General features: G+C 59.4%; 18 protein-coding genes and 1 pseudogene. 8 read left to right on the top strand and 11 right to left on the bottom strand.

The annotated features are described in order from the left end of the window. Positions 1-183: 183 nt before the first annotated feature. Both PSH80_RS22960 and PSH80_RS22955 read right to left on the bottom strand, forming a co-directional pair. Entirely contained in the window at positions 184-4,035 is a 3,852-nt protein-coding gene (locus PSH80_RS22960; protein ID WP_057958381.1) for a bifunctional diguanylate cyclase/phosphodiesterase, read from the bottom strand. A 115-nt stretch (positions 4,036-4,150) separates the two neighbouring features. Next, positions 4,151-4,762 (bottom strand): LysE family translocator, encoded by a 612-nt coding sequence (locus tag PSH80_RS22955; RefSeq protein ID WP_057958382.1) that lies wholly within the window; start codon positions 4,760-4,762, stop codon positions 4,151-4,153. Between the two features lie 253 nt (positions 4,763-5,015). Here PSH80_RS22955 and ettA point away from each other — a divergent pair, with 253 nt between their 5' ends. Both ettA and gdhA read left to right on the top strand, forming a co-directional pair. Continuing rightward, complete coding sequence (gene ettA, locus PSH80_RS22950) at positions 5,016-6,680, top strand: energy-dependent translational throttle protein EttA (RefSeq protein ID WP_029292090.1); 1,665 nt, start codon at positions 5,016-5,018, stop codon at positions 6,678-6,680. Between the two features lie 268 nt (positions 6,681-6,948). Further along, a complete protein-coding gene (gdhA, locus tag PSH80_RS22945) occupies positions 6,949-8,286 on the top strand; it encodes an NADP-specific glutamate dehydrogenase (RefSeq protein WP_057441126.1) in 1,338 nt (445 codons plus the stop codon). Positions 8,287-8,355: 69 nt separating this feature from the next. Here the strand turns inward: gdhA and PSH80_RS22940 are convergent, their stop codons facing one another. The 5 genes and pseudogenes from PSH80_RS22940 to PSH80_RS22920 all read right to left on the bottom strand — a co-directional run. Continuing rightward, positions 8,356-8,712 carry a hypothetical protein gene (locus PSH80_RS22940; RefSeq protein ID WP_057441124.1) on the bottom strand — a complete coding sequence of 119 codons (357 nt, stop codon included), beginning with the start codon at positions 8,710-8,712 and terminating at the stop codon, positions 8,356-8,358. Between the two features lie 265 nt (positions 8,713-8,977). Continuing rightward, a complete protein-coding gene (locus PSH80_RS22935) occupies positions 8,978-10,063 on the bottom strand; it encodes a type I restriction endonuclease (RefSeq protein ID WP_057958383.1) in 1,086 nt (361 codons plus the stop codon). 290 nt (positions 10,064-10,353) lie between these two features. Continuing rightward, entirely contained in the window at positions 10,354-10,656 is a 303-nt protein-coding gene (locus PSH80_RS22930; protein WP_305418407.1) for a chorismate mutase, read from the bottom strand. A 159-nt stretch (positions 10,657-10,815) separates the two neighbouring features. Continuing rightward, on the bottom strand, positions 10,816-12,669 hold the full coding sequence (locus tag PSH80_RS22925; RefSeq protein WP_305418405.1) for a DUF4105 domain-containing protein: 1,854 nt from the start codon (positions 12,667-12,669) through the stop codon (positions 10,816-10,818). A gap of 107 nt (positions 12,670-12,776) precedes the next feature. Then, a pseudogene (locus tag PSH80_RS22920) lies at positions 12,777-13,253 on the bottom strand (DUF3015 domain-containing protein); the annotation flags it as partial. A 265-nt stretch (positions 13,254-13,518) separates the two neighbouring features. Here PSH80_RS22920 and PSH80_RS22915 point away from each other — a divergent pair. Next, entirely contained in the window at positions 13,519-15,957 is a 2,439-nt protein-coding gene (locus tag PSH80_RS22915) for a Lon protease family protein (RefSeq protein ID WP_115129040.1), read from the top strand. Positions 15,958-16,172: 215 nt separating this feature from the next. Beyond that, positions 16,173-16,493, top strand: coding sequence for a hypothetical protein (locus tag PSH80_RS22910; RefSeq protein WP_057958387.1), 321 nt, complete (start codon positions 16,173-16,175; stop codon positions 16,491-16,493). A gap of 8 nt (positions 16,494-16,501) precedes the next feature. Here PSH80_RS22910 and PSH80_RS22905 read toward each other — a convergent pair whose 3' ends face one another. After that, a complete protein-coding gene (locus PSH80_RS22905; protein WP_305418401.1) occupies positions 16,502-18,322 on the bottom strand; it encodes a hypothetical protein in 1,821 nt (606 codons plus the stop codon). Between the two features lie 164 nt (positions 18,323-18,486). Here PSH80_RS22905 and PSH80_RS22900 point away from each other — a divergent pair, with 164 nt between their 5' ends. Beyond that, positions 18,487-18,975, top strand: coding sequence for a TIGR00645 family protein (locus PSH80_RS22900; protein WP_057441112.1), 489 nt, complete (start codon positions 18,487-18,489; stop codon positions 18,973-18,975). Positions 18,976-19,122: 147 nt separating this feature from the next. Beyond that, positions 19,123-19,740: an FKBP-type peptidyl-prolyl cis-trans isomerase gene (locus tag PSH80_RS22895; RefSeq protein WP_038443496.1), complete on the top strand. Its 618-nt coding sequence runs from the start codon at positions 19,123-19,125 to the stop codon at positions 19,738-19,740. A gap of 105 nt (positions 19,741-19,845) precedes the next feature. Here the strand turns inward: PSH80_RS22895 and PSH80_RS22890 are convergent, their stop codons facing one another. From PSH80_RS22890 to PSH80_RS22880, 3 genes are all read right to left on the bottom strand, one after another. Continuing rightward, complete coding sequence (locus PSH80_RS22890) at positions 19,846-20,103, bottom strand: hypothetical protein (protein ID WP_038443494.1); 258 nt, start codon at positions 20,101-20,103, stop codon at positions 19,846-19,848. Positions 20,104-20,298: 195 nt separating this feature from the next. After that, entirely contained in the window at positions 20,299-20,640 is a 342-nt protein-coding gene (locus tag PSH80_RS22885; RefSeq protein ID WP_115129038.1) for a zinc ribbon domain-containing protein YjdM, read from the bottom strand. A gap of 173 nt (positions 20,641-20,813) precedes the next feature. Beyond that, entirely contained in the window at positions 20,814-21,782 is a 969-nt protein-coding gene (locus tag PSH80_RS22880) for a polyprenyl synthetase family protein (RefSeq protein ID WP_032861875.1), read from the bottom strand. 239 nt (positions 21,783-22,021) lie between these two features. Here PSH80_RS22880 and rplU point away from each other — a divergent pair, with 239 nt between their 5' ends. Together rplU and rpmA are read left to right on the top strand one after the other, a co-directional pair. Beyond that, on the top strand, positions 22,022-22,336 hold the full coding sequence (rplU, locus tag PSH80_RS22875) for a 50S ribosomal protein L21 (protein WP_003176051.1): 315 nt from the start codon (positions 22,022-22,024) through the stop codon (positions 22,334-22,336). 34 nt (positions 22,337-22,370) lie between these two features. Then, a complete protein-coding gene (gene rpmA, locus PSH80_RS22870; protein WP_029292052.1) occupies positions 22,371-22,628 on the top strand; it encodes a 50S ribosomal protein L27 in 258 nt (85 codons plus the stop codon). Positions 22,629-22,679: the final 51 nt, after the last annotated feature.

Below are 22,679 nucleotides of genomic sequence, written 5' to 3'. Positions count from 1 at the left end.
GAGGGGCATTCTAACCCAATGGGTTTTAGATGGCATATGAAAGGACATCATGTCGCGGACAAGTGGCGTTCATCCAGAGATGGATGGCGTATTTGATGGCCCCTTCGCGAGCAAGCCCGCTCCCACATTCAACTGTGGGAGCGGGATTGCCCGCGATGAGGCCATCAGCCCCACCGCAAAACCTCAGTCAAACATGAAAAGGGCGTCGTTACTGAACTGCGCCTCAAACCGATTGGCCGGCATCGGCCGCCCGAACAGGTAGCCCTGCACCTCGTCGCAGCCATGCTCGCGCAGGAAGTCCAGTTGCTCATGGGTTTCCACGCCTTCGGCGATCACCGCCAGGTTCAGGCTGTGGGCCATGGCGATGATTGCCCGGGCGATCTGCGCATCCTGTTCGCCGGACGGCAGGCCGTCGACGAAAGTGCGGTCGATCTTCAGCACGTCGATGGGGAATTGCTTGAGGTAATTGAGCGATGAGTAGCCGGTGCCGAAGTCGTCCACAGCGATGCTCAGGCCGAGGTTTTTCAGGCTGGCAAGGATCTGCAGGGCCTCGTTGACCTCGCGCATCAGGATGCTTTCGGTCAATTCCAGCTCCAGGCACGCCGGCGGCAGGCCGGTTTCCTTGAGGATGGTGGCGATCCGCGTGCCCAACTGCCCGTCGGAGAATTGCCGCGCCGAAATATTCACCGAGACCTTGGGCACTCGCACCTTGTTCTGGTGCCAGGTCTTGAGTTGGCGGCACGCCTCGTCGATCACCCAGTCGCCCACGTCCACCACCAGGCCCAGCTCTTCCAGGACCGGGATGAAATCCCCCGGTGGCACCAGGCCACGGCGTGGGTGACGCCAGCGCAGCAGGGCTTCGGCGCCAGTCAAACGTTTGCCATCGCCACTGAACTGCGGCTGGTAATAGAGCACGAATTCGTTCTGGTCCAGGGCATGGCGCAGGTCGCTTTCCAGTTCCAGGCGCTCCAGGGCGCTGGCGTTCATGTCGGCCTGGTAGAACTGGAAGTTGTTCTTGCCGCGTTCCTTGGCGTGGTACATCGCCGTGTCGGCGTTTTTCATCAACTGGCTCAGTTCGTTGCCGTCCTGAGGGCTCAGGGCGATACCGATACTGGCGGTGACAAAAAACTCGCGGCCTTCCAGCACAAACGGCTTCACCAGGCTGGCGAGAATCTGTTCGGCCACATGAATCGCCCGGTTCAGTGCCATTTCGCGGCTGACCCGGGGTTGCAGGAGCAAAGTGAACTCGTCACCGCCCATGCGCGCCACCGTGTCGTCCTCGGCCACACAACCGAGCAGGCGGGTCGCCATTTCCTTGAGCATGCGATCGCCGGCGGCGTGGCCCAGGGAGTCGTTGATCGGTTTGAAGCGGTCGAGGTCGAGGAACATCAGCACCACCCACGACTTTTGTCGTTCGGCCGACTGCAACGCGGTGTGCAGGCGGTCCTGGAACAGCGTGCGGTTGGGCAGGTGGGTCAGGGCGTCGTAGTAGGCCAGGCGGTGGATGCGTTGTTCGCTGGCCTTGCGCTCGCTGATGTCGCTGAAGAAGCACACATAGCTGGCCAGGTCGCCCTCGTCATCGAGCACAGCGGTAATGCCGACCCAGGCCGGGTAGTGCTCGCCGCTGCGGCGCTTGAGCCACACTTCGCCTTCCCAGGTGCTGTGCTGGTGCAGTTGCTTGAGCACATAGCGCAGGTGGGCTTCCTGCTGTTCGTCGACGGTGAGCATGTTCGGCAGTTGGTCGAGCACATCGGCCACGGCATAACCGCTGACCCGGCTGAAGGCTTCGTTGGCCTGCACGATATAGCCGGCCGGGTCGGTGATCAGGATCGCCGAGGTGGAGTGCTCGAATACCGTGGCCGCCATGCGCAGGTCTTTCTCGGCGCGGCGTTGCTGGCTGATATCGCGGCCCACGCCGAGGATGCCTTCGAACGCGCCGTGCTCGTCCCACACCAGTACCAGGCGCAGTTCGATCGGCACCTTGCGCCCGTCGGCCCGCAGGCAATCGAACAGGAACAGCTGGGTCTGCACATCGTCGCGCAACAGGGCCAGGGCTTCGGGCTGGTCGAGGGCGCGGCTGACCCGCTCCACCAGGGTGTAGATGCCGGTCAGTTGCTGCGGGTTGGCGATGGTCGATTGCCAGCCGTTCTTGAAGATCCAGTCGACTTCATAGCCCAGCACCGCATTTACCGACGGGCTGACGTAGTTGAGGGCCAGCTTGCTGTCGGTGGAAAAAATCACGTCGCTGATGCTTTCGGCCAGCATGCGGTAGCGCTGCTCGCTGTCGCGCAGGGATTCGCTGGCCTCGATCTGGTCGGTAATGTCCTTGGCCACCCCGATAATCCGCGTGACCTGGTCGGTCTTGTCCCGTGCCAGGGCCTGTTCGCGGATCTCGAAGCGCCGCCATTGGTTGTTGCGGTGGCGAAAGCGCAACTGGCATTGCAACTGCGCCAGGTACCCGGCGGCGCGTTGTTGCTGGCGCAGGTCGTGATAGCTCTCGGCGTCTTCGGGGTGCAGCAGGATCTCCCAGAAGTACTCGCCCATTTGCTGCAGTTCGTGTTTGTTGTAGCCCAGGGTGTGGCCCAGGTGGTGGTTGCTGAAAATCATGCGCTGGCTGATTACATCCTGCACATACAGGTGGTCCGGCACGGTGCGCACCACGTCCGACCAGAACGCTTCGCGCTCCACCAGCGACAGTTCCACCAGTTTGCGGCTGGTGATATCACTGATACTGAGGATCACCGCCTTATAGTCGTGCTGTTCTTCCGGCAGGCGCATGACCAGCCACAGGTACTGGTCGTTGCCCTCGATGTCGCTGAGTTGAATCTCCAGCTCCAGCTGTTTGTGCTGGGTCAGCACCGCTTCAAGCACTGCGTAGCCGATGGCGCTGGTGTTCAGCGGGCAACCGTCGATCAAGCGTTCCCAGGCCTGTTCGCAGGACGCCACGTTCAGCAGGCGCACGGCGACCTGGTTGACCTCGGTGATGCGCAGTTCCTTGAGCAGTTGCTGGCGTTGCTCGGGGCTGTTGTGCAGCCACTCCTGCAATTGCTCGCGGGTGTGCAACTGGGCTTTGTCGAAGAAACCGCGCAGGCCCGACAGGTCGAGCACGCACAAGGCCACACCGGTGCCGTCGAAAATATCCTGATAGCGGCGCCGGCCTTCATTGACCTGGCGCTGGCGCCGCCGCATGTTCAGCAGCACCAGCACCGGGATCAGCGAAAAGGCCAGGCCCAGCAGGCATTTGCCGATAAACGCCGGCAGCAGTTGCTCCAGCACAGCGGCGCGATCAAACAGCCCGCGCAGTTGCCAGTCGCTTTTGCTCAAAGGGGTGACCAGTACGGTTTTATTCAGCTCTTCGGGGGTCAGCCCGGCCGACCACTGGCTGGGCATGCCGCTGTCACGGCTGACAACCCGGTGGTTCACCTGGTTTTCAATTGCCCACATCGGGCGTGAGCCCTGGCCGTCCTGGCGCGTCAGGTTGGCCAGGTAATTGGGAGCCAGGCGCAACACCCAGTACATCTTGGCGCCGCCGCTGGGCTGGTGCAGCAGCAGGTAGATGATGGAGCCGTCGCCGTTATTGCTCAAATAATAGGACTGCGCATGGCTGCGCTTGACCAGTTCTTCGAGCCAGGCACTGTCCTGGCTGTTATCGGCGGAGTCACTGAGGATCGCGCCGCTGGGGGCGAGCAGGGCAACGCTGCGCAGTTCCGGCAACGAGCGTTGCAAGCTGCGCATCAGGGCCTGGTGTTGTTCTTCATTGCGTGGCGGTTCGACGATCGGCAGCAGGTTGAGGGCGATTTGCGCGCTCAGGGCCATGTTCAGGCTGATCTGTTCGGCCAGGTCGGCGCTGTAGTTGATGGTGTATTGCTGTTGGTCCTTCTGGTTCTGCTGCAATTGATCCAGCAGTTGCCAGAACAATAGTGCGAGCAGCAACAGGACCAGCGTCGCCAATGCGCCCTTGAGGGGGCCGTGCAGGGGGGCGCCCGGCGCAATATGGGCTGCGCGCAACGGGCTCGGCTTTGTTACGTTGGTCAAGCTGTGATCCTGCGGTTTGGCTGGATTGGCGCGCGACGTGCACTATAAGCCGGACGCCCGAAGGGCGGCTAGCATGCCTTGAGTTGTGGCAAAGTGCCAGCCCCGCCTGGCAGGACTACAGCGCCGGGCCAGTACTGATCAAGCCATCCGCCAGTTTGAATAGAATGGCCAGTGCAAAGCAACTAATAACCACAGAAGCGGTGCGGTTTATGTTCTGCGGCGTCAGCCAGGCATGCCCGCTGCGTTTGATGCGTGCGCCGAACAGCACCCAGGCGCAGCCCACTGGGATCACCACTGCGGTGAATTGCATGACGAACTGCCCATATAAGGCCAGATCGGCAAAGGTCTGCACCGGCACGATGAACGAAACCACCAGCAAACCCTTAGGGTTGATCAGCGTCAGTAAAAAGAAGTGCCACCTCGACACCCGCGCTCCGGGCAGCAGGGACAGGTCGACGGCGGGCTCGCGCCACAGGCCGTACGAGGTCTTGACCAGGTAACAAATAGAGACGAACTGCATCACCTTCAGGCACCAGGGCGCATTGACGCCAATATGGCTGAGGGCGTAGCCCCAAAAAGAGATCTGCAGCAGGTAGGCCAGGCACTCCAGCAGGCTCAGGGTCCAGGCCCGCCTGAAACCCGAGAGCACGCCCGAGCGCAATAGCAGGGTATTGGTCGGCCCCGGCATCAAGAGCAATAGCCCAAGTGCAGACATGACGTTAAGCATCGAAGCTGTCTCCCGGGCCAGTCAGGGGGTAAGGCGTGGTCCAGAATGCAGGTGGCATGTGTCTTCTTCATCAGGGGGATGTTGCCGGGTATTGTGTTCCATCTGGCCCACAGCAGGAAAAAGCGCGGCTCAAAAGCGCCTGTCAATCTGCCCGCCGTCGCTGACTTAGGTTAACCTTGATCATTCGATGTGCTACGTACAGCGCCATGACGCTACGCAGGCCCTGTTCTCATCTTTTTACGAGGTCCACATTTTGGCTCAATACGTTTTCACCATGCATCGGTTGGGCAAAGTTGTTCCACCGAAGCGGGAAATCCTGAAAAACATTTCGCTGTCCTTCTTCCCGGGCGCCAAGATCGGCGTACTCGGCCTTAACGGTTCGGGTAAGTCCACGCTGCTGAAAATCATGGCCGGCGTCGACACCGAGTTTGAAGGCGAAGCCCGCCCAATGCCCGAACTGAACATCGGTTACCTGCCGCAAGAGCCGATCCTGGACCCGTCCAAGACCGTGCGTGAAGTGGTCGAGGAAGCCGTCAGCGTGATCAAGGACGCCCAGGCCCGCCTGGACGAAGTCTACGCGGCCTACGCCGAGCCGGATGCCGACTTCGACAAACTGGCCGCCGAACAGGCCAAGCTCGAAGCCATCCTGCAGGCTGGCGACGGTCACAACCTGGAGCGCCAGCTGGAAGTCGCCGCCGATGCGTTGCGCCTGCCGGCCTGGGACGCCAAGGTCGAGCACCTGTCCGGTGGTGAAAAGCGCCGCGTGGCCCTGTGCCGCCTGCTGCTGTCGGCCCCCGACATGCTGCTGCTCGACGAACCGACCAACCACCTGGACGCTGACTCCGTGGCCTGGCTGGAACACTTCCTCCATGACTTCCCGGGCACCGTGGTCGCGATCACGCACGACCGGTACTTCCTGGACAACGTCGCGGGCTGGATCCTGGAACTCGACCGTGGCGCCGGTATCCCTTACGAGGGTAACTACTCTGGCTGGCTGGAAGCCAAGTCCGACCGTCTGGCGGCCGAATCCAAGCAGCAGTCGGCCCATGAAAAGGCCATGAAGGACGAACTGGAGTGGGTGCGCAAAGGCGCCAAGGCTCGTCAGTCGAAATCCAAGGCCCGTCTGCAACGCTTCGAGGAAATGCAGTCCCAGGAGTTCCAGAAGCGCAGCGAGACCAACGAAATCTACATCCCGGCCGGTCCGCGCCTGGGTGACAAGGTCATCGAATTCAAGAACGTCTGCAAAGGCTATGGCGATCGCGTGCTGATCGACAACCTGTCGTTCTCCATGCCTAAAGGCGCCATCGTCGGCGTGATCGGGGGTAACGGTGCGGGTAAATCCACGCTGTTCCGCATGCTGATGGGCAAGGAACAACCGGATTCGGGCACCATCGAAGTCGGCGAAACCGTGCAGTTGGCCTGCGTGGACCAGAGCCGTGAAGACCTCGACGGCAGCAAGACGGTGTTCCAGCAGATTTCCGACGGTTCCGACCAGATCCGTATCGGCAACTATGAAATCCCGTCGCGCACCTACGTTGGCCGTTTCAACTTCAAGGGGGGCGACCAGCAGAAGTTCGTCAAGGACCTGTCCGGTGGTGAACGCGGGCGCTTGCACCTGGCCCTGACCCTGAAGGAGGGCGGCAACGTCCTGCTGCTCGACGAACCGTCCAACGACCTCGACGTTGAAACCCTGCGTTCCCTGGAGGAAGCCCTGCTGGACTTCCCGGGCGCCGCGATTGTGATCTCTCACGATCGGTGGTTCCTGGACCGCGTGGCAACGCACATCCTGGCGTACGAAGACGACTCGCAAGCGGTGTTCTTCGAAGGTAACTACACCGAGTACGAAGCCGATCGCAAGAAGCGCCTGGGCGAAGCGGCTGCCCAGCCGCATCGTGTACGGCACAAAAAACTGGCCTGATTCGGGTTGGTTTGAACAAAACGGAGCCTTCGGGCTCCGTTTTTTTTGGCGCAATTGAGGTGGCCTGAGGTGCCTGCATTAGCGGTTTAACTATTGGTGCATAGCTCGCGTTGAAATCCCTGTTAAGGGGCAGAAAATCAGGGTTATTTATATCTATTGCACCATTTAAATTCACAAAAGCGACATTTTGCCCTGTCACGGTGCGACATGAATTGATAAAGTCCTGGGCAAATCGCCATTAATGACAATAAATCTGCCGAGACTTTTCATGATTGAATCCGTCGAATCCTTCCTTGCCCGCCTCAAAAAACGCGACCCGGACCAGCCGGAATTCCACCAGGCTGTGGAAGAAGTCCTACGCAGCCTGTGGCCGTTTCTTGAGGCCAATCCCCACTACCTGACTTCGGGCATCCTGGAGCGCATCTGCGAGCCGGAACGCGCGATTACCTTCCGGGTCTCGTGGGTTGATGACCAGGGCAAGGTCCAGGTCAATCGCGGCTTCCGTATCCAGATGAACAGCGCCATCGGCCCTTACAAAGGCGGCCTGCGCTTCCACCCCTCGGTCAACCTGGGGGTGCTGAAATTCCTCGCCTTCGAGCAGACCTTCAAGAACTCCCTGACCTCGCTGCCCATGGGCGGCGGCAAGGGCGGCTCGGACTTTGACCCCAAGGGCAAGAGCGACGCCGAAGTCATGCGGTTCTGCCAGTCGTTCATGAGTGAGCTGTACCGTCATATCGGTGCAGACGTGGACGTCCCGGCCGGTGATATCGGCGTGGGCGCTCGGGAAATCGGTTTTCTGTTTGGCCAGTACAAGCGGCTGAGCAACCAATTCACCTCGGTATTCACCGGCAAGGGCATGAGCTACGGCGGCAGCCTGATCCGCCCGGAAGCCACCGGCTTTGGTTGCGTGTACTTCGCCGAAGAGATGCTCAAGCGCCAGGGCCAGCGGGTTGAAGGCAAGCGCGTGGCAGTCTCTGGCTCCGGCAACGTGGCGCAATACGCGGCACGCAAAGTCATGGACCTGGGCGGCAAGGTGATCTCCCTGTCCGACTCCGAAGGCACCCTGTACTGCGAGACTGGTTTGACCGAGGAACAATGGTCGGCGCTGCTCGAGCTGAAAAACGTGCAGCGCGGGCGCATCAGCGAGTTGGCCTCGCGTTTTGGCCTGGAATTCCGCGCCGGCAAGACCCCATGGGAACTGGCATGCGACATCGCCCTGCCCTGTGCGACCCAGAACGAGCTGGACGCCGAAGCCGCCAGCGCTCTGCTGCGCAACGGCTGCATCTGCGTGGCCGAAGGCGCCAATATGCCGACGACCCTGGAGGCTGTGGATATCTTTATCGACGCCGGTATCCTGTTTGCGCCGGGCAAGGCATCGAATGCCGGTGGCGTGGCAGTGAGTGGCCTGGAAATGTCCCAAAATGCCATGCGCCTGCTGTGGACCGCCGGTGAAGTGGACAGCAAGCTGCATAACATCATGCAGTCGATCCACCATGCCTGTGTGCACTACGGCGAAGAAAACGGCCGGATCAACTACGTGAAAGGCGCGAACATCGCCGGTTTTGTGAAAGTGGCGGATGCAATGCTGGCGCAGGGCATCGTCTAGGCTGCGACCTGAGCGCCACCGAGAATCAATTGTGGGGGCTTGCAGCTCCCACATTCGCTCTGGGTGGTGTCACTGGCTGCGATACGCCCGTGCGGCGTCGCGGTCCTTCTCCTGCTGCCAGGCGCGCTCGCGCTCGTCCCAGTGGCGTTCCCTATACTCATCGCGGTCTTCGCTCTCACGCATGGCCTTGCACTGGCGAAAGCCATCTTCCCAACCTTCGGCGTAGGCGCGGTCTTTCAAATAGCGCGGGACGTCCTTGCGAAACGTCCCGGTGATCACCCCGGCCGCCTGGCGCCCACTGCTACAGCCATCGTCAAACCCGTCGGCGAAGGGCGGTGGATAACCCTTGGCCAGCAACTCATCGCGGGTGGACTGGCAGCCTGAAAGCGCCATCACCACCCCCAGCATTACGGCGAACCGCCACATCTCATACTCCCAGGCCGTTAAGCGGCTGATAAGGGAAGTCTAGAAGGGGATTCGTCGGGGAGATGTGAAAAGCGGGTGAGTAATGTGTTTGGGCGGCTTACTCCCTGTGGCGAGCGGGCTTGCCCCGCGTTGGGCAGCGAAGCTGCCCCCAAACCAGGCGCCACGGAGTGTCAGGTGAACCGTATGCTTCTGTGCTGGGGCTGCTGCGCAGCCCAACGCGGGGCAAGCCCGCTCGCCACAGGGGGGGGCTCAGGTCATCTTATCGTTAGTCGTAGTACCCTACCGTTTTCTTCAGATGGTCTGAGTATTCGTAAATCTCATCAATGGATGAAATTGCGTGTCGGGTTTCGTTCTTTTCCTCATCAAAAATACCGATGTACTTCTGGCTGCGGTTAAAGTGAAGTCGGCAAATGGGCTTGCGATTATTATCGTCGAGCAAAATCCCGAAGTAGCTTTGTGTATCTCGTTGAACGATCCGCTTGGCATCGACCACCGAGCGCACGACAGCTCTTACGATGTGATATCCCTCTAGTTCTTCAAGTGTCGTTAGAACTTTTTCCTCTGACTCGTCACGTTCAGTCGTGACTGTATTGGCACTGGCAGAGACGGGTAGAGAGGTGATGGTCGGCTGGATAGCGCCACTCATGGCTGATTTGAGTCGATCATTGATTTGGTCGTTGAGAAACTGGCTCAAGGCTTTGCGGGTCAGCTCATAGAACTGCTCACGGATTTTTTGTGTAATGACGCCTTCGTACACCCGAGATGCGAAAACTTTGACGAAGTCATCCTCGGGTTTAGTGAGCTGTGATGCGATGACTTTTTTGATTTGACTGACGTATTTCAGCTCACCAGCTGCATTGATGATTGAGTCGACGTCAAAGGCAGATTTCGTCAGTTTGGTCAGTTCTGGAACCGAGTATTCATCAATATCCAGAAGGTCTAGTTCAAGAAACGGCTTTTCATCCATTTTGTTAGGCGCATCCAGATCCGTAAAAAACTTATAGACCTGACCGTTGGTGAGAATCGAGATTCTTGCACTCGTAACGTGGAAGTAGCGAAACAACTGCGATGCATGGTTGAGGTTCAGTGGCTCACCGATTTTTTTGCACTCTATGAGAATTTGAACCTCGCCGTCCTTCATGATTGCGTAATCAATTTTTTCCCCCTTTTTTGTTCCGATATCGCAGACAAATTCGGGAGTCACTTCCTGGGGGTCGAACACGTCGTAACCCAATACCGTGTTGATAAATGGCATTACAAACGCATTTTTTGTGGCTTCTTCTGTTTGAATGGCTGGACCTTGCAAGCGAATTTTTGCTGCCAGACTGGTGAGCTTTTCGAAAAATTCCATATAAGCCTCTTACCTATTCAGATCCGTGTATAGACATGGTGGCAATTTGATTGCTGTCCGATACTAGACACAAAACTCGATAAAGAGAATTGAGCAAGAGCAACTTTGTGGTAACTAAGGAAAAGCTAAAATTCCCCTAGAATTTTTCTCTCAGTTATCAATGAGTTGGGGAAGGACGAAAAGTATGATTGTGTTTGCAGCGAGAACCGTTCGCGGGAGGGAGGAGTTTGTTCGACAATTAGCCCGAAAGACATGGGGGAGGTTGTGGCGAGCGGGCTCGCCACAGGGGCTTATGTCGTGGGTTGCGCGAGAGCGGCGTGTTCGGCCAGTTCCTGCTGGATGAATGCGCCAATCATCGCGCGGTACACCTGCTCCGTGACGTCGGGGTTGGCGCCCAGGGTCTGCGCTAAATCGCGAACCCTGCTGATGACCTGTTCGACGCGCTGAGGGGCCTTGACCCCATCGCTGTCTTTTTTGAAACCGGCGGCCTGGGACACGAAGCTGCCGCGTTCGGCCAGCAGGGCGACGATCTGTCGATCAAGACGGTCGATGTTTTCCCGGACTTGTTCAAGGGTGGTGCAGGTAACGGCCATGTCGTAAAAACTCCTTAAGGTGCGGGATAAACGCGGGCCCAATGTGGGAGCGGGCTTGCCCGCGATGGCGGTGGATCAGTCATATCCACAGCGACTGACACACCCCTATCGCGGGCAAGCCCGCTCCCACATTGGATCTTCAATAGGCGTTGGGGCCGGTCAGTAGTGATACCACTTCACTTCAAGCATCACTTCGTTCACCGGCGTTGCCAAGTGGCTGAACTCCCGTTGTGCACTCAGGCGCACACCCAGGTTGCGTGATACTTCCCACTGCTGATTCAGGCTGATACTACGCCTTACCTCGCCATTGGTGAAAAAGTCGCCCTTGGCCTCCAGGCTCAGGTTGCCCAGTGGGTTTTTCCACAGCAGGCCGGTATTAAAGCCGGCCGCAGGGGAGATGAATTCGCTGAAGTCGTTGTTATGTTCCACACGTACGGTGCCGAGGGCGAAGCCGAGCATGTCGTCGTGCAGTTGCCAGGTGCCGCCGGCGCCGCCGTTGACATGGCTGACCAGGGTTTCGTCGTCATGTTTGCCCGGTACCCGTTCCAGGCCGCCGGTGACCTGCCAGGACAACGGCTGCAGCAGCTCATTGCGCGGAGTCAGGGAGCGGATGGTCGCCAGGTCCAATTGCTGCAATTGCCAGTTGTTGCCTTCGTACTGGCGCAGTTTCATTTGCAGGATCTCGATCTGCGCGCCCAGGGGGAAGCCTTCGGCGTTGTCGTTGAGGTCGTGGTAGGCCATGCGCAGGCCGTACTCAGCAAAGGCCTTGTCGCCACGGGTGCCGATACCGGCCTGCCAGGTACGTGACTCATGGCCGTTCTCCGGCAGGCCGGGGCGCTCGATCTGCAGGTCGGGCGCCGGGTTCTGGTTGATCGCCCGCAACAACTCGAAGCTGCGCTGGGAGCGTTCGCTGTCGCGCTCCAGGCCGTTGGCGCGGTAGCGGCCCAGGCGGTAGGCGGCGTCGATGATCAGGGCCTGGCGGTCTTTGCCGAGGGCTTTGAATGTCGGGTCTTGCAGCTGCTTCTGGTCATCGCTGATCTTTAGCACCCATTGCTGCTCGTCACTGTCCAGGGGCTTGGCGCGCTCCAGCAATTCGCGTTCGCGGGACGGACGGTAGTCGATTTTTTCCACCAGGCCCGCGTCCTTCACCGCTTTCACGGTGTCGGTGGGGATGGCGGTCAGCGGGAACTGTTCGGTCAGGCGCAGGCCGGGGCGGGCCACTTGCAGCAATTCCAGCAGGCGGTACGAACAGTTTTCATCGAAGAAGAAGTAGTCGAACTGGATCTGCTTGAGTTCCCACACATGCTCGACCATGCGCTCGGTCTCGACCTGGGTCAGGTTCAGGCGGTATTCCCACAGGTCGCGGTTCTCCAGGCTACGGTATTCCGAGAGTTTTTCCTGGTAGGGCACCAGGGCGAACAGGCCGGGATAACCACCCATCAGGCCTTTCCAGGCGTAGAGGATGCTGTTGTCCGAACCTTCAATGTAGGCGCCGAAGTTGATCGCGTAGCTGAGTAACGCGGTCTTGTTGCTTTGCACGTCAGCCTGGTCGATACGCAGCAAGGTATGGCCGAACATCGACGACGGGCTGTTGAGGTAGGCCGCGGGGAAGATCATCACCGCGCTGTGGGGCGCGACATCCTTGAACCATTGCTTGAATTCGACGCAGTCCACGGCGGGCAGGTCGGTCAGGTGCAACTGGTCCTTGAGCCAGCGGGTGCGGGCCGGATACACGCATTGAGCATGTTTTTCGCCGAGGCTGGCCGGTGCGTAGAGCGCGTCAACGGTGGCCTTGAGTTCGGCGTCCGGGTGGTGCGCGCCCTCTTTGGCGAGGAAGAATTTCGCGTCGCTGACATGGCTGCGCCAGCCTTTGAGCTTGCCGGCTTCGTAGTGCCCCAGCGAGAGCCAGAACGGATCATTGGCCAGGTGCTGCAAACGTTGATCATCAAGGTGCGGCGCCGCATATAGCGGGGCGCAGGCGAAGAGTGCCAGGCTGGCAAGGCGTTTGAGCATAGGGGCAACTTAAGTCGGAATAAATAAAGACCCAAGAAAGGGGCAGGTCCAAAAAATAAAACCCGCGCCGGGTAAGGGCGCGGGCAGGTCGAGCTTAAGCCTGGGTGGGCGTATTTCGCCAGGCGGGCGTCGCCTTTGAGGATTGCCAGGGTGTTGGAATGCACGTCTTCTGCGGTCACGTCAGCCTTGCTGAAGATCTGCTGGAAGTGCTCGTGAGTCACAGCGGCGAAGTGATCACGATCTTCTGGAGCAACGCCCAGGACCACGGCATAGGTGGTCAGAGCTTCGCCATTGCCTTTGGCCATGTCTTCGGACAGCTCGTTCATCATGCCATTCATGGCAATCCACGATTTGCCGCCGTAAGTCAGCGCGCTGTTGGTGCTGCAACCGTTGGTGCCCGAGGTCATGCCGAAGGTGGCGTTACCGGAGGTGCCGTTGGTGGTGGAAGCGAGGAAGTGAGCCGGCGTGCCGCGCTGGCCTTCGAACAACATGTTGCCCCAACCACAGTTCGGGCCACCTGGCGCTTCGGCCATTGCATTGAGGGAGACAACGGTGAAGAGAGTACCGAGAAGGATCCGTTTCATAGCTTTGTTCTCTTAGTGTGCAAACCAATGGACAAGGGTTCAGGCGCCGCAAAGCACCCTAGGGGCCAGTTATTAGTCCAACCCGCGCAGTTTGGAGTTTAGGCATGTTCCAAGGGTTCCGTGGTTTTTTGTAAAACAATCAATGCAGACTGGTTTTTTTGCAGGCGGCATCCCGTGTCTATGCTTTACCTCAGTCGTGCCTTGCCAGCCGGCTACGCACGGCGCCAGAATGCCGCCATTGCCCCGCCTGATGTAAGGAAGCCCGATGCCTGATCCTGTTGCTGCCAGCTTGCGTCTAGCGCCCGAAGCGCTGACCCGTCCTTTCTCCGCTGAACAGTTCAGCTTCTCGACCACCAATGATTTGGAGCCCTTTCGCGGTGTGCTTGGCCAGGAACGCGCGGTTGAAGCCTTGCAGTTCGGTGTGGCCATGCCGCGCCCCGGTTACAACGTATTTGTCATGGGCGAGCCCGGTACCGGCCGTTTCTCGTTCGTCAAACGCTACCTCAAGGCCGAAGGCAAGCGCCTGCAGACCCCGGCAGACTGGGTCTACGTCAATAACTTCGACGAGCCTCGCGAGCCCCGCGCCCTGGAGTTGCCTGCGGGCGGTGCGGCGCCCTTTATCGCCGATATCAGTGGCCTGATCGACAACCTTGTCGCCACCTTTCCGGCAGTGTTCGAGCACCCAACGTATCAACAGCGCAAAAGTGCCATCGACCGTGCCTTCAACCAGCGCTACGACCGTGCCCTGGATGTGATCGAGCGCCTGGCCCTGGAAAAGGACGTGGCGCTGTACCGTGACAGCACCAACATCGCGTTTACCCCGATGCTTGATGGCAAGGCCCTGGACGAGGCCGAGTTCTCGCAGTTGCCGGAAGCCGACCGCGAGCGTTTCCACACGGATATTTCCGCGTTGGAAGAGCGCCTCAACGAAGAACTCGCCAGCTTGCCGCAGTGGAAGCGCGAGTCCAACAACCAGATGCGCCATTTCAACGAAGAGACCATCACCCTGGCCTTGCAGCCGTTGCTGGCGCCGTTGTCGGAAAAGTACGCCGAGAACGCCGGGGTGTGCGGCTACCTGCAAGCCATGCAGGTCTATCTGCTCAAGACCGTGGTCGAACTGCTGGTGGATGACGCGAAAACCGACGCCCAGGCGCGCAAGTTGCTCGAAGAGCAGTACTGCCCGAGCCTGGTGGTAGGCCATCCGCTCAATGGTGGGGCGCCGGTGGTGTTCGAACCGCACCCGACCTACGACAACCTGTTTGGCCGTATCGAATACAGCACTGACCAGGGCGCGCTTTACACCACCTATCGCCAGCTGCGCCCGGGGGCGTTGCACCGCGCCAACGGTGGGTTCCTGATCCTCGAAGCCGAGAAAATGCTCAGCGAGCCATTTGTCTGGGATGCGCTCAAGCGAGCCCTGCAATCGCGCAAGCTGAAGATGGAGTCGCCCCTGGGCGAGTTGGGCCGCCTGGCCACTGTGACCCTCAACCCGCAAGTGATCCCGTTGCAGGTCAAGGTCATCATCATCGGCGCCCGTTCGCTGTACTACACCCTGCAAGACCTGGATCCGGACTTCCAGGAGATGTTCCGGGTGCTGGTGGATTTCGATGAAGATATCCCGATGGTCGATGAGAGCCTGGAGCAATTCGCCCAGTTGCTCAAAACCCGCACCTCGGAAGAAGGCATGGCGCCGCTGACCTCGGATGCCGTGGCGCGGCTGGCGACCTACAGCGCTCGTCTGGCGGAGCACCAGGCGCGCTTGTCGGCGCGGATCGGCGACCTGTTCCAACTGGTCAGCGAGGCGGACTTCATCCGTCATCTGGCGGGCGACGAACGCACCGACGCCGGGCATATCGAGCGTGCACTGAAAGCCAAGGCCACGCGCACCGGGCGGGTCTCGGCGCGGATTCTCGACGACATGCTCGCCGGGGTAATCCTCATCGACACGGCGGGTGCCGCAGTGGGCAAATGCAACGGGCTGACCGTGCTGGAGGTCGGTGATTCGGCGTTCGGTGTGCCTGCGCGGATTTCCGCCACGGTGTACCCCGGCGGCAGCGGCATCGTCGATATCGAGCGCGAGGTCAACCTCGGCCAGCCGATCCACTCCAAGGGCGTGATGATCCTCACCGGTTACCTGGGCAGCCGTTATGCCCAGGAATTCCCCCTGGCGATCTCCGCAAGTATCGCCCTGGAGCAATCCTACGGTTATGTCGATGGCGACAGCGCCTCGTTGGGCGAGGCCTGCACGTTGATTTCGGCACTGTCGAAGACGCCGCTCAAGCAGTGCTTTGCCATCACCGGCTCGATCAACCAGTTCGGCGAAGTGCAGGCGGTGGGTGGGGTCAACGAGAAGATCGAAGGTTTCTTCCGCCTGTGCGAGGCCCGTGGTTTGACCGGGGAGCAGGGTGCGATCATTCCCCAGGCCAACGTCGCGACGTTGATGCTCGACGAGAAGGTCTTGCAGGCGGTAAGGCAAGGGCAGTTCCACGTGTATGCCGTGCGCCAGGCCGACGAAGCCTTGAGCCTGTTGGTGGGCGAGCCAGCCGGTGAGCCGGATGCCGAAGGGCAATTCCCCGAGGGCAGCGTCAATGCCCGCGTGGTTGAGCGTCTGCGGGCCATTGCCGAGATGATCAGCGAAGAAGACCTCAAGGAGGCGGAAAAGGAGCTGGCGCAGCAGGCGTTGGCCGCAGCCAAGCCAAGCTGAGGTTTCCACTGTAGGTGCGCGAGCTCGCTCGCCCCTACAGACAGCGTGTCATGATTTTGACTGGGTTTTTCGGGACCAACCGCCGTTGGTCCCTACGGCCTTGGTTTGTACCGGTTTTCTTCTATTCTCAGCTCTAGGGATAGCTACAGGGGTCATGGGATAGAGACAGCCTTGTGTCTGGAGGCTGAACACCGGATCTACCGAGGGTCGCCGCCATGCCGCGCAGCCTTTGCCTCACTCGCCAGTGCCTGGGCCTGGTCACCCGAATTGAATGTTCCATTCGCCCTCTTGCGGGGGATACCGGGATGTGGACATTGTTATTTGCCGCCGGAATGACCGGCGAGCAGCCCTCGACCATCAAGTCCCAGGGGCCCTTCCCTGGGCCGTTCGTCGCAGAAAATATGCTGGAATCCATCGTGCAAAGCCTGACCCTGCACGGCTATGAACTGGCCGACGATCCGCAGATATGGTGCCTGCACCTGCAGGCACACCTGCGCCAGCTCAATGGCGGGCGGGTTCATGCGGTTCACCTCTAGCCCACGGCTTATTTGGTCTCGGGCTTGTCCAGCTTGACCTCAAAGCCGTATTGCAGCGTGTTCAGCGCAGTGCGCTGGTAGGTTTCAAGCACGGTCGGCTGGCCATAAAAGTAATGCACGTCAAACAGTGCGGTGCCGTATTCCTCGGCGCGGTGGCTGACGCCTAGGATTTCCTTCAGGTAGTTGCCGCTGGCGTCCTTGGCAAAGAACCGCCAGCTGTCGGAAGGGAACAGCGCCTGGTCGACGATCAGGGCGTTATCTTTCAGCAACAGGCCCTTGGGCAAGTGCGTGGTGTCGAGGGTGTTTTTTTCGATCGTGGCCAGGAACAGCGGGATGGATCCCACCGCATAGGCCGGGGTTTCCGGGAATAAATTGAGATCGTAGGTGATGGCGCCGCGCCATGGGTCGACTTCAAAGGCTTCGGTGGGCAACTCGATGGGTTCCCCGCGGTTGCCTTCATCATCTGCGGTAAAGAACGTCAGCGGGGCGTCGCTGCTGGTGCGTGTCGAGCCGACCAGGTCGTCATTGAAGGTGAAAGGGTGGTCGAAGGTGATGTGGGCGGCGCTGGCGTCCTCTACTGACTGGCTGATGGTGATGCTGCTTTTGAGCTGGTCTTCGGAGAGCGTGGCACTTTTGAGCCAGTCCGCAGCTTGGTCGTCATACACGGTGACCGGCATGGGCAGGCCCTGGACGGTCTTTTCCAGGCTGTTCTTGTCGAAGCGCCGTACAGGCAGCTCCAGATCCTTATGGGTGACTGTCGCGTCGGAGAAATCCAGCACGTTGACCTGCAGCGTATCGATCACCCCGTTGAAGTAGACCTTGGCGTAGTGGCTGGCCTGCTTTTGTTCAAAGGCTTTTTGCGCGTCTTCCAACTGTTTCTCAAAGGCCTCGGACCAGGTGTTCTGCTTGCGCATCTGTGCCAGTTGCTGCTCGTAGAAGGCGACCTGGGCGGCACTTTCGTTGATCGAGCCGGAGCGAGAAAGAAACTGCCCCGTGGTGTCCCGGGCCTGGACCAGCAGCGGGTTGGGTGATTCATCCGCCACTTGTGGCGCCAGGGGGTTGGTGTTGCTCAGCTCGATCTCTGCGTAGTTGTTTTCCAGGGCCAGCAGGGTCAGCGTGATGTTTTCCTGAGTGCGTTTCTGGCCCACGTCCTGGCGGGTCAGGTCGAAGGCCAGGACTTTACTCGGGGCAATCACCTCGACCTGGCCTTTGAGCATGACGGGCTGCGGCTGGCTCTTGTTGTCCGTCTCGATACCTTCGATGAACGGATAGGTCACGGTCAGGTCGTCCGGGTTGGTCAGGTTGGAGCTGCTGGGGCTCAACTGAATGCCGGGGTCGGTTTCCGACCATTCCGGCTGGAACGGGATGACCTTGTTGTTGCTCAGGGTCACCGACTGCCATTCCAGGCCATGGGGGAAGGGGAATTGGTCCGGCATATTGAAACTGAACGGGAACACCGGTTGCAGATCGGTCAGGTAGTCCGAGTGCGAGTTCTTGCGCAGGACAAACAGCCCATTGATGTAGGTATCTACCAGGGCTTGCGGGGTAGGGTAGTGGGCAAGCACGGCCAGTGCGTTTTCCCCGTACTCGGTCTCGACAGGCTTGGTGTCGAGCTTGATGCGCGCCCGCTCCAGTAGCAGCAGCGAGCCGCCCAGTTCGCCTACGGCCTCTTTGAGGCGGGGATCCTGGATGGTATCCAGGGACTGTTCGAACTGGGCGGTTTTTTCTTCGAGAGTGGCTTGCTTGTGCTCGTCGCTGGGGGAGCAGCCGCTGGCCGCCAGCAATGCCACACACAGGCCAAGACTGGCCAAGGGAGATCGCACATCCATTATTTGAGATTCCTGTCCGGCAGCATCGAGCCACGTTGATGGGGCCGACACTAGCAGAAAAATTGTCTTACAGAAGCGCTACAGGTCAGTTTCCGGGTGGTTATGGCGCGATGTGCGCGGCTGATATACTCGCCGCCATTTCTAGCCAAGCTGTGTGAGATTCCATGGAACGCTTTATCGAAAATGCAATGTACGCCTCCCGCTGGCTGCTGGCGCCGATCTATTTCGGCTTGTCCCTCGGACTGCTGGCGTTGGCGCTGAAATTCTTCCAGGAAGTGATCCATCTGCTGCCCAATGTCTTTGCGATGGCCGAGTCGGAGCTGATCCTGGTGCTGCTGTCGTTGATCGACATGGCCCTAGTGGGTGGCTTGCTGGTGATGGTGATGATCTCCGGCTACGAGAACTTCGTCTCGCAACTGGATATCGACGACAACAAGGAAAAGCTCAACTGGCTGGGCACCATGGACTCTTCGTCGCTGAAGATGAAAGTGGCGGCCTCCATCGTGGCGATTTCCTCGATCCACCTGCTGCGTATCTTCATGGATGCCAAGAATGTCGATCCACAGCACCTGATGTGGTACGTGATTATTCACATGACCTTCGTGATCTCGGCGTTTGCCATGGGCTACCTGGATAAACTCACCAAGCATTGATCCGCGCCGGGCGCCTGTTTGCCTGGGATTTTGGGCTGATCAAGCGTAGGGCGAGTGTGCTAGTCTGCTCGCCCTTTTAGTTTGGATGACACGCAAGAAACTGCGCTTTTGCAGGATCTTGGGGTTGTCCTACAGCGGAGCCTTTCCATGTCCGAAGTCAATCTGTCCACCGACGAAACCCGCGTCAGCTACGGCATTGGCCGTCAGTTGGGTGACCAACTGCGCGACAACCCGCCACCGGGCGTCAGCCTGGACGCGATCCTGGCCGGCCTGACCGACGCGTTCGGCGGCAAGCCAAGCCGTGTTGACCAGGAACAAATGGCTGCCAGCTTCAAAGTGATCCGCGACATCATGCAAGCCGAAGCAGCCGCCAAGGCTGAAGCGGCCGCGGGTGCTGGCCTGGCTTTCCTGGCTGAAAACGCCAAGCGTGACGGCATCACCACCCTGGCTTCCGGCCTGCAATTTGAAGTGCTGACCGCTGGCGACGGCGCCAAGCCGACCCGTGAAGACCAGGTGCGTACCCACTACCATGGCACCCTGATCGACGGCACTGTGTTCGACAGTTCCTACGAGCGTGGTCAGCCGGCAGAATTCCCGGTCGGCGGCGTGATCGCTGGCTGGACCGAAGCCCTGCAACTGATGAATGCCGGCAGCAAATGGCGCCTGTACGTGCCGAGCGAACTGGCTTACGGCGCACAAGGCGTTGGCAGCATCCCGCCGCACAGCGTTCTGGTATTTGACGTCGAGCTGCTCGACGTTCTGTAAGACCCGCTGCAGGTTACGCCTGGCTCTCTATAGGGCCGGGCTTGTGTGGTGGCTGGCTTGCCTGCATCGCGAGCAAGCCAGTTCCCACATAAAGCGGGTGGTGGCTCATGGGTGAAACTTGCCATTGAGCTCCGTCACCGGGCGCAACGCTCGGGCATAGCAGAACAGAAACAGATTCCTCACCACCTCCTTCAGCACTCCAGGCTCACTGGAACTCAGGCCGTTGACGTCCAGGTCGCCCTGGTCCTGCAGTTCATTCAGCGCTTCTTCTTCCAGCACCGCACACACTTCGCCGGTTTCCCGATGAAGGATCCGCAGGTAAGGGTGCGGACGGTCCAGCCAGGCATCAATCAAATAAGTCATGGGTCGCATCTCCTTGAAGGATTTCAATGAGAATAATTCTTATTCGTAGAATAGCAAGTGCCTATTGGCAATTTCCTGGTTTTTCGGAGTGGACATTGTGCAAGGTCAACAGGGCTGGCCTTTTGCTACTGGGGAGGTCATGGGGGGAGGGTGAAACGCCATCCCGCATCAGGCGCGGGATGGGGGGCAGGCCGGTCAGACCTTGCGGACGAACTCGGACTTGAGCTTCATCGGGCCGATACCGTCGATCTTGCAGTCGATATCGTGGTCGCCATCGCACAGGCGGATGTTCTTGACCTTGGTGCCGACCTTGACCACCAGCGAGGTGCCCTTGACCTTGAGGTCCTTGATCACGGTGATGGTGTCGCCGTCTTGCAGGACGTTACCAACAGAGTCTTTTTTTACGGTTTCATCGCTGGTTGTTTCGGCTTCACCGCCGGCGGACCACTCATGGGCGCATTCCGGGCAGATCAGCTGGGCGCCGTCTTCGTAGGTGTATTCGGAATTGCATTTTGGGCAGGGTGGCAACGTGCTCACTAAAGCTCCTTGAAAGTCAGGATGGCTAAAAGTCGCACATTATATAGGGTTTTGTCGGGGGGAGGGGCGATGCGGTCTAAATGTGGAAGCTGGCTTGCCTGCGATGCAGACACCTCGGTCTATCAGCTGTAGCGAGGTGATGCTATCGCAGGCAAGCCAGCTCCCACAGAGCGTTAGTGAGTACGGGCTACCGCAAACTCACTCAGCTCCACCAGGGCATCCCGGTATTCGCTGGCTGGAAGGGCTTCCAGGCATTTGATGGCGCGGGCCACGTAGTCACGGGCCAGTTGTGCGGTGTAGTCGAGCGAGCCCGAGGCTTCCACGGCGGCGCGGATGCTTTCCAGGTCTTCGATGCCGCCTTTCTGGATCGCCTTGCGCACCAGTGCCGCTTGTTCCGGGGTGCCTTCGCGCATGGTGTAGATCAGCGGCAGGGTCGGCTTGCCTTCGGCCAGGTCGTCACCGACGTTCTTGCCCAGGGTTTCGGCGTCGCCGCGATAATCGAGCAGGTCATCCACCAACTGGAAGGCCACGCCCAGGTGATCGCCAAAGGTGCGCAGGGCTTCGGCCTGTTCGGCGGTCGCCTCGCACAGGGCGGCGGCGCTGTGGGTCGAGGCTTCGAAGAGCATCGCGGTCTTGCCGCGAATCACTTCCATGTAGGTTTCTTCGGTGGTGCTGGCGTCGCGTACCTTGGACAGTTGCAGCACTTCGCCTTCGGCGATGATGCGCGTGGCCTGGGACAGGATCTTCATCACCGGCATCGAGCCCAGCTCGACCATCATTTCGAACGAGCGCGAATACAGGAAGTCACCCACCAGCACGCTGGGCGCGTTGCCCCACATGGCATTGGCGGTCTCGCGACCCCGGCGCATGCCAGACATGTCGACCACGTCGTCGTGCAGCAGGGTGGCGGTGTGCAGGAACTCGATAGTGGCGGCCAGCAGGCGCAGGTCATCGCCTTCGCGGCCCAGGGCCTTGCCACACAGCAGCACTAATAAAGGACGCAGGCGTTTACCGCCGGCCGAAGTAATGTAGTCGCCAATTTTGGAGACCAGCGGCACTTTAGAAGTCAGCTGCTTCTTGATGATGCCGTCGACGGCGCTAAAATCGTCCGCCACCGCGCGGTAGAAAGCTTGGGGTTGCATCAGCGACAGTCGCTCCAGAAGGGTTGCGCGGCATGCTAGGACCCGCGCCCCTGGGTGTCAAGGCGCGATAGACGGCTACTTGCAAGCCTTCCACAGCTTGCGTACAATCGCGCACCCTGAACTTCCTGGGCAGCACCTGCCTTACGCAATTGCATTCGGGACGTCCATCCCATGCAGCCATGCCAGCCAATACCTCTTCTTATAAAGCGCTGGGTGAGCAGGATTATCGGAGAAATACCATGTCGTACGCAGTAATTGTTACTGGTGGCAAGCAATACAAGGTCGCCCCAGGTGAATACCTGAAGATCGAAAAACTGGAAATCGCTACCGGCGAATCCGTTACTTTTGATCGCGTTCTGTTGGTCGCCAATGGCGATGACGTGAACATCGGCGCTCCAGTTGTTGCTGGCGCTACCGTTGTGGCTGAAGTGATCTCCCAAGGTCGTCACGATAAAGTCCGCATCATCAAGTTCCGTCGTCGTAAGCACCACATGAAGCGTATGGGCCACCGCCAGTGGTACACCGAGATCAAAATCACCGGTATTCAGGCTTAATTTCAGCCTAATTCCTCACTAGGAGAATTGACTCATGGCACACAAAAAAGCTGGTGGTAGTACCCGTAACGGTCGCGACTCAGAAGCCAAACGCCTTGGCGTTAAGATGTATGGCGGCCAGAAAATCATTCCGGGCAACATCATCGTGCGTCAGCGCGGCACCCAATTCCACGCCGGTTACGGTGTAGGCATGGGTAAAGATCACACCCTCTTCGCGAAAATCGAAGGCGTGATCAAGTTTGAAGTAAAAGGCGCGTTCAACCGCCGTTACGTGAGCGTTGTCTCGGCTTAATTGCGAGCTCGCTGGAAAAGCCCTGTCTTGCGACGGGGCTTTTTCGTTTGT

This window comes from Pseudomonas sp. FP818 (assembly GCF_030687335.1).
Taxonomy (GTDB): Bacteria; Pseudomonadota; Gammaproteobacteria; order Pseudomonadales; family Pseudomonadaceae; genus Aquipseudomonas; species Aquipseudomonas shahriarae.
Note: the sequence above shows the minus strand (reverse complement) of the source record. Positions and strands in the feature narration are given on the sequence as shown.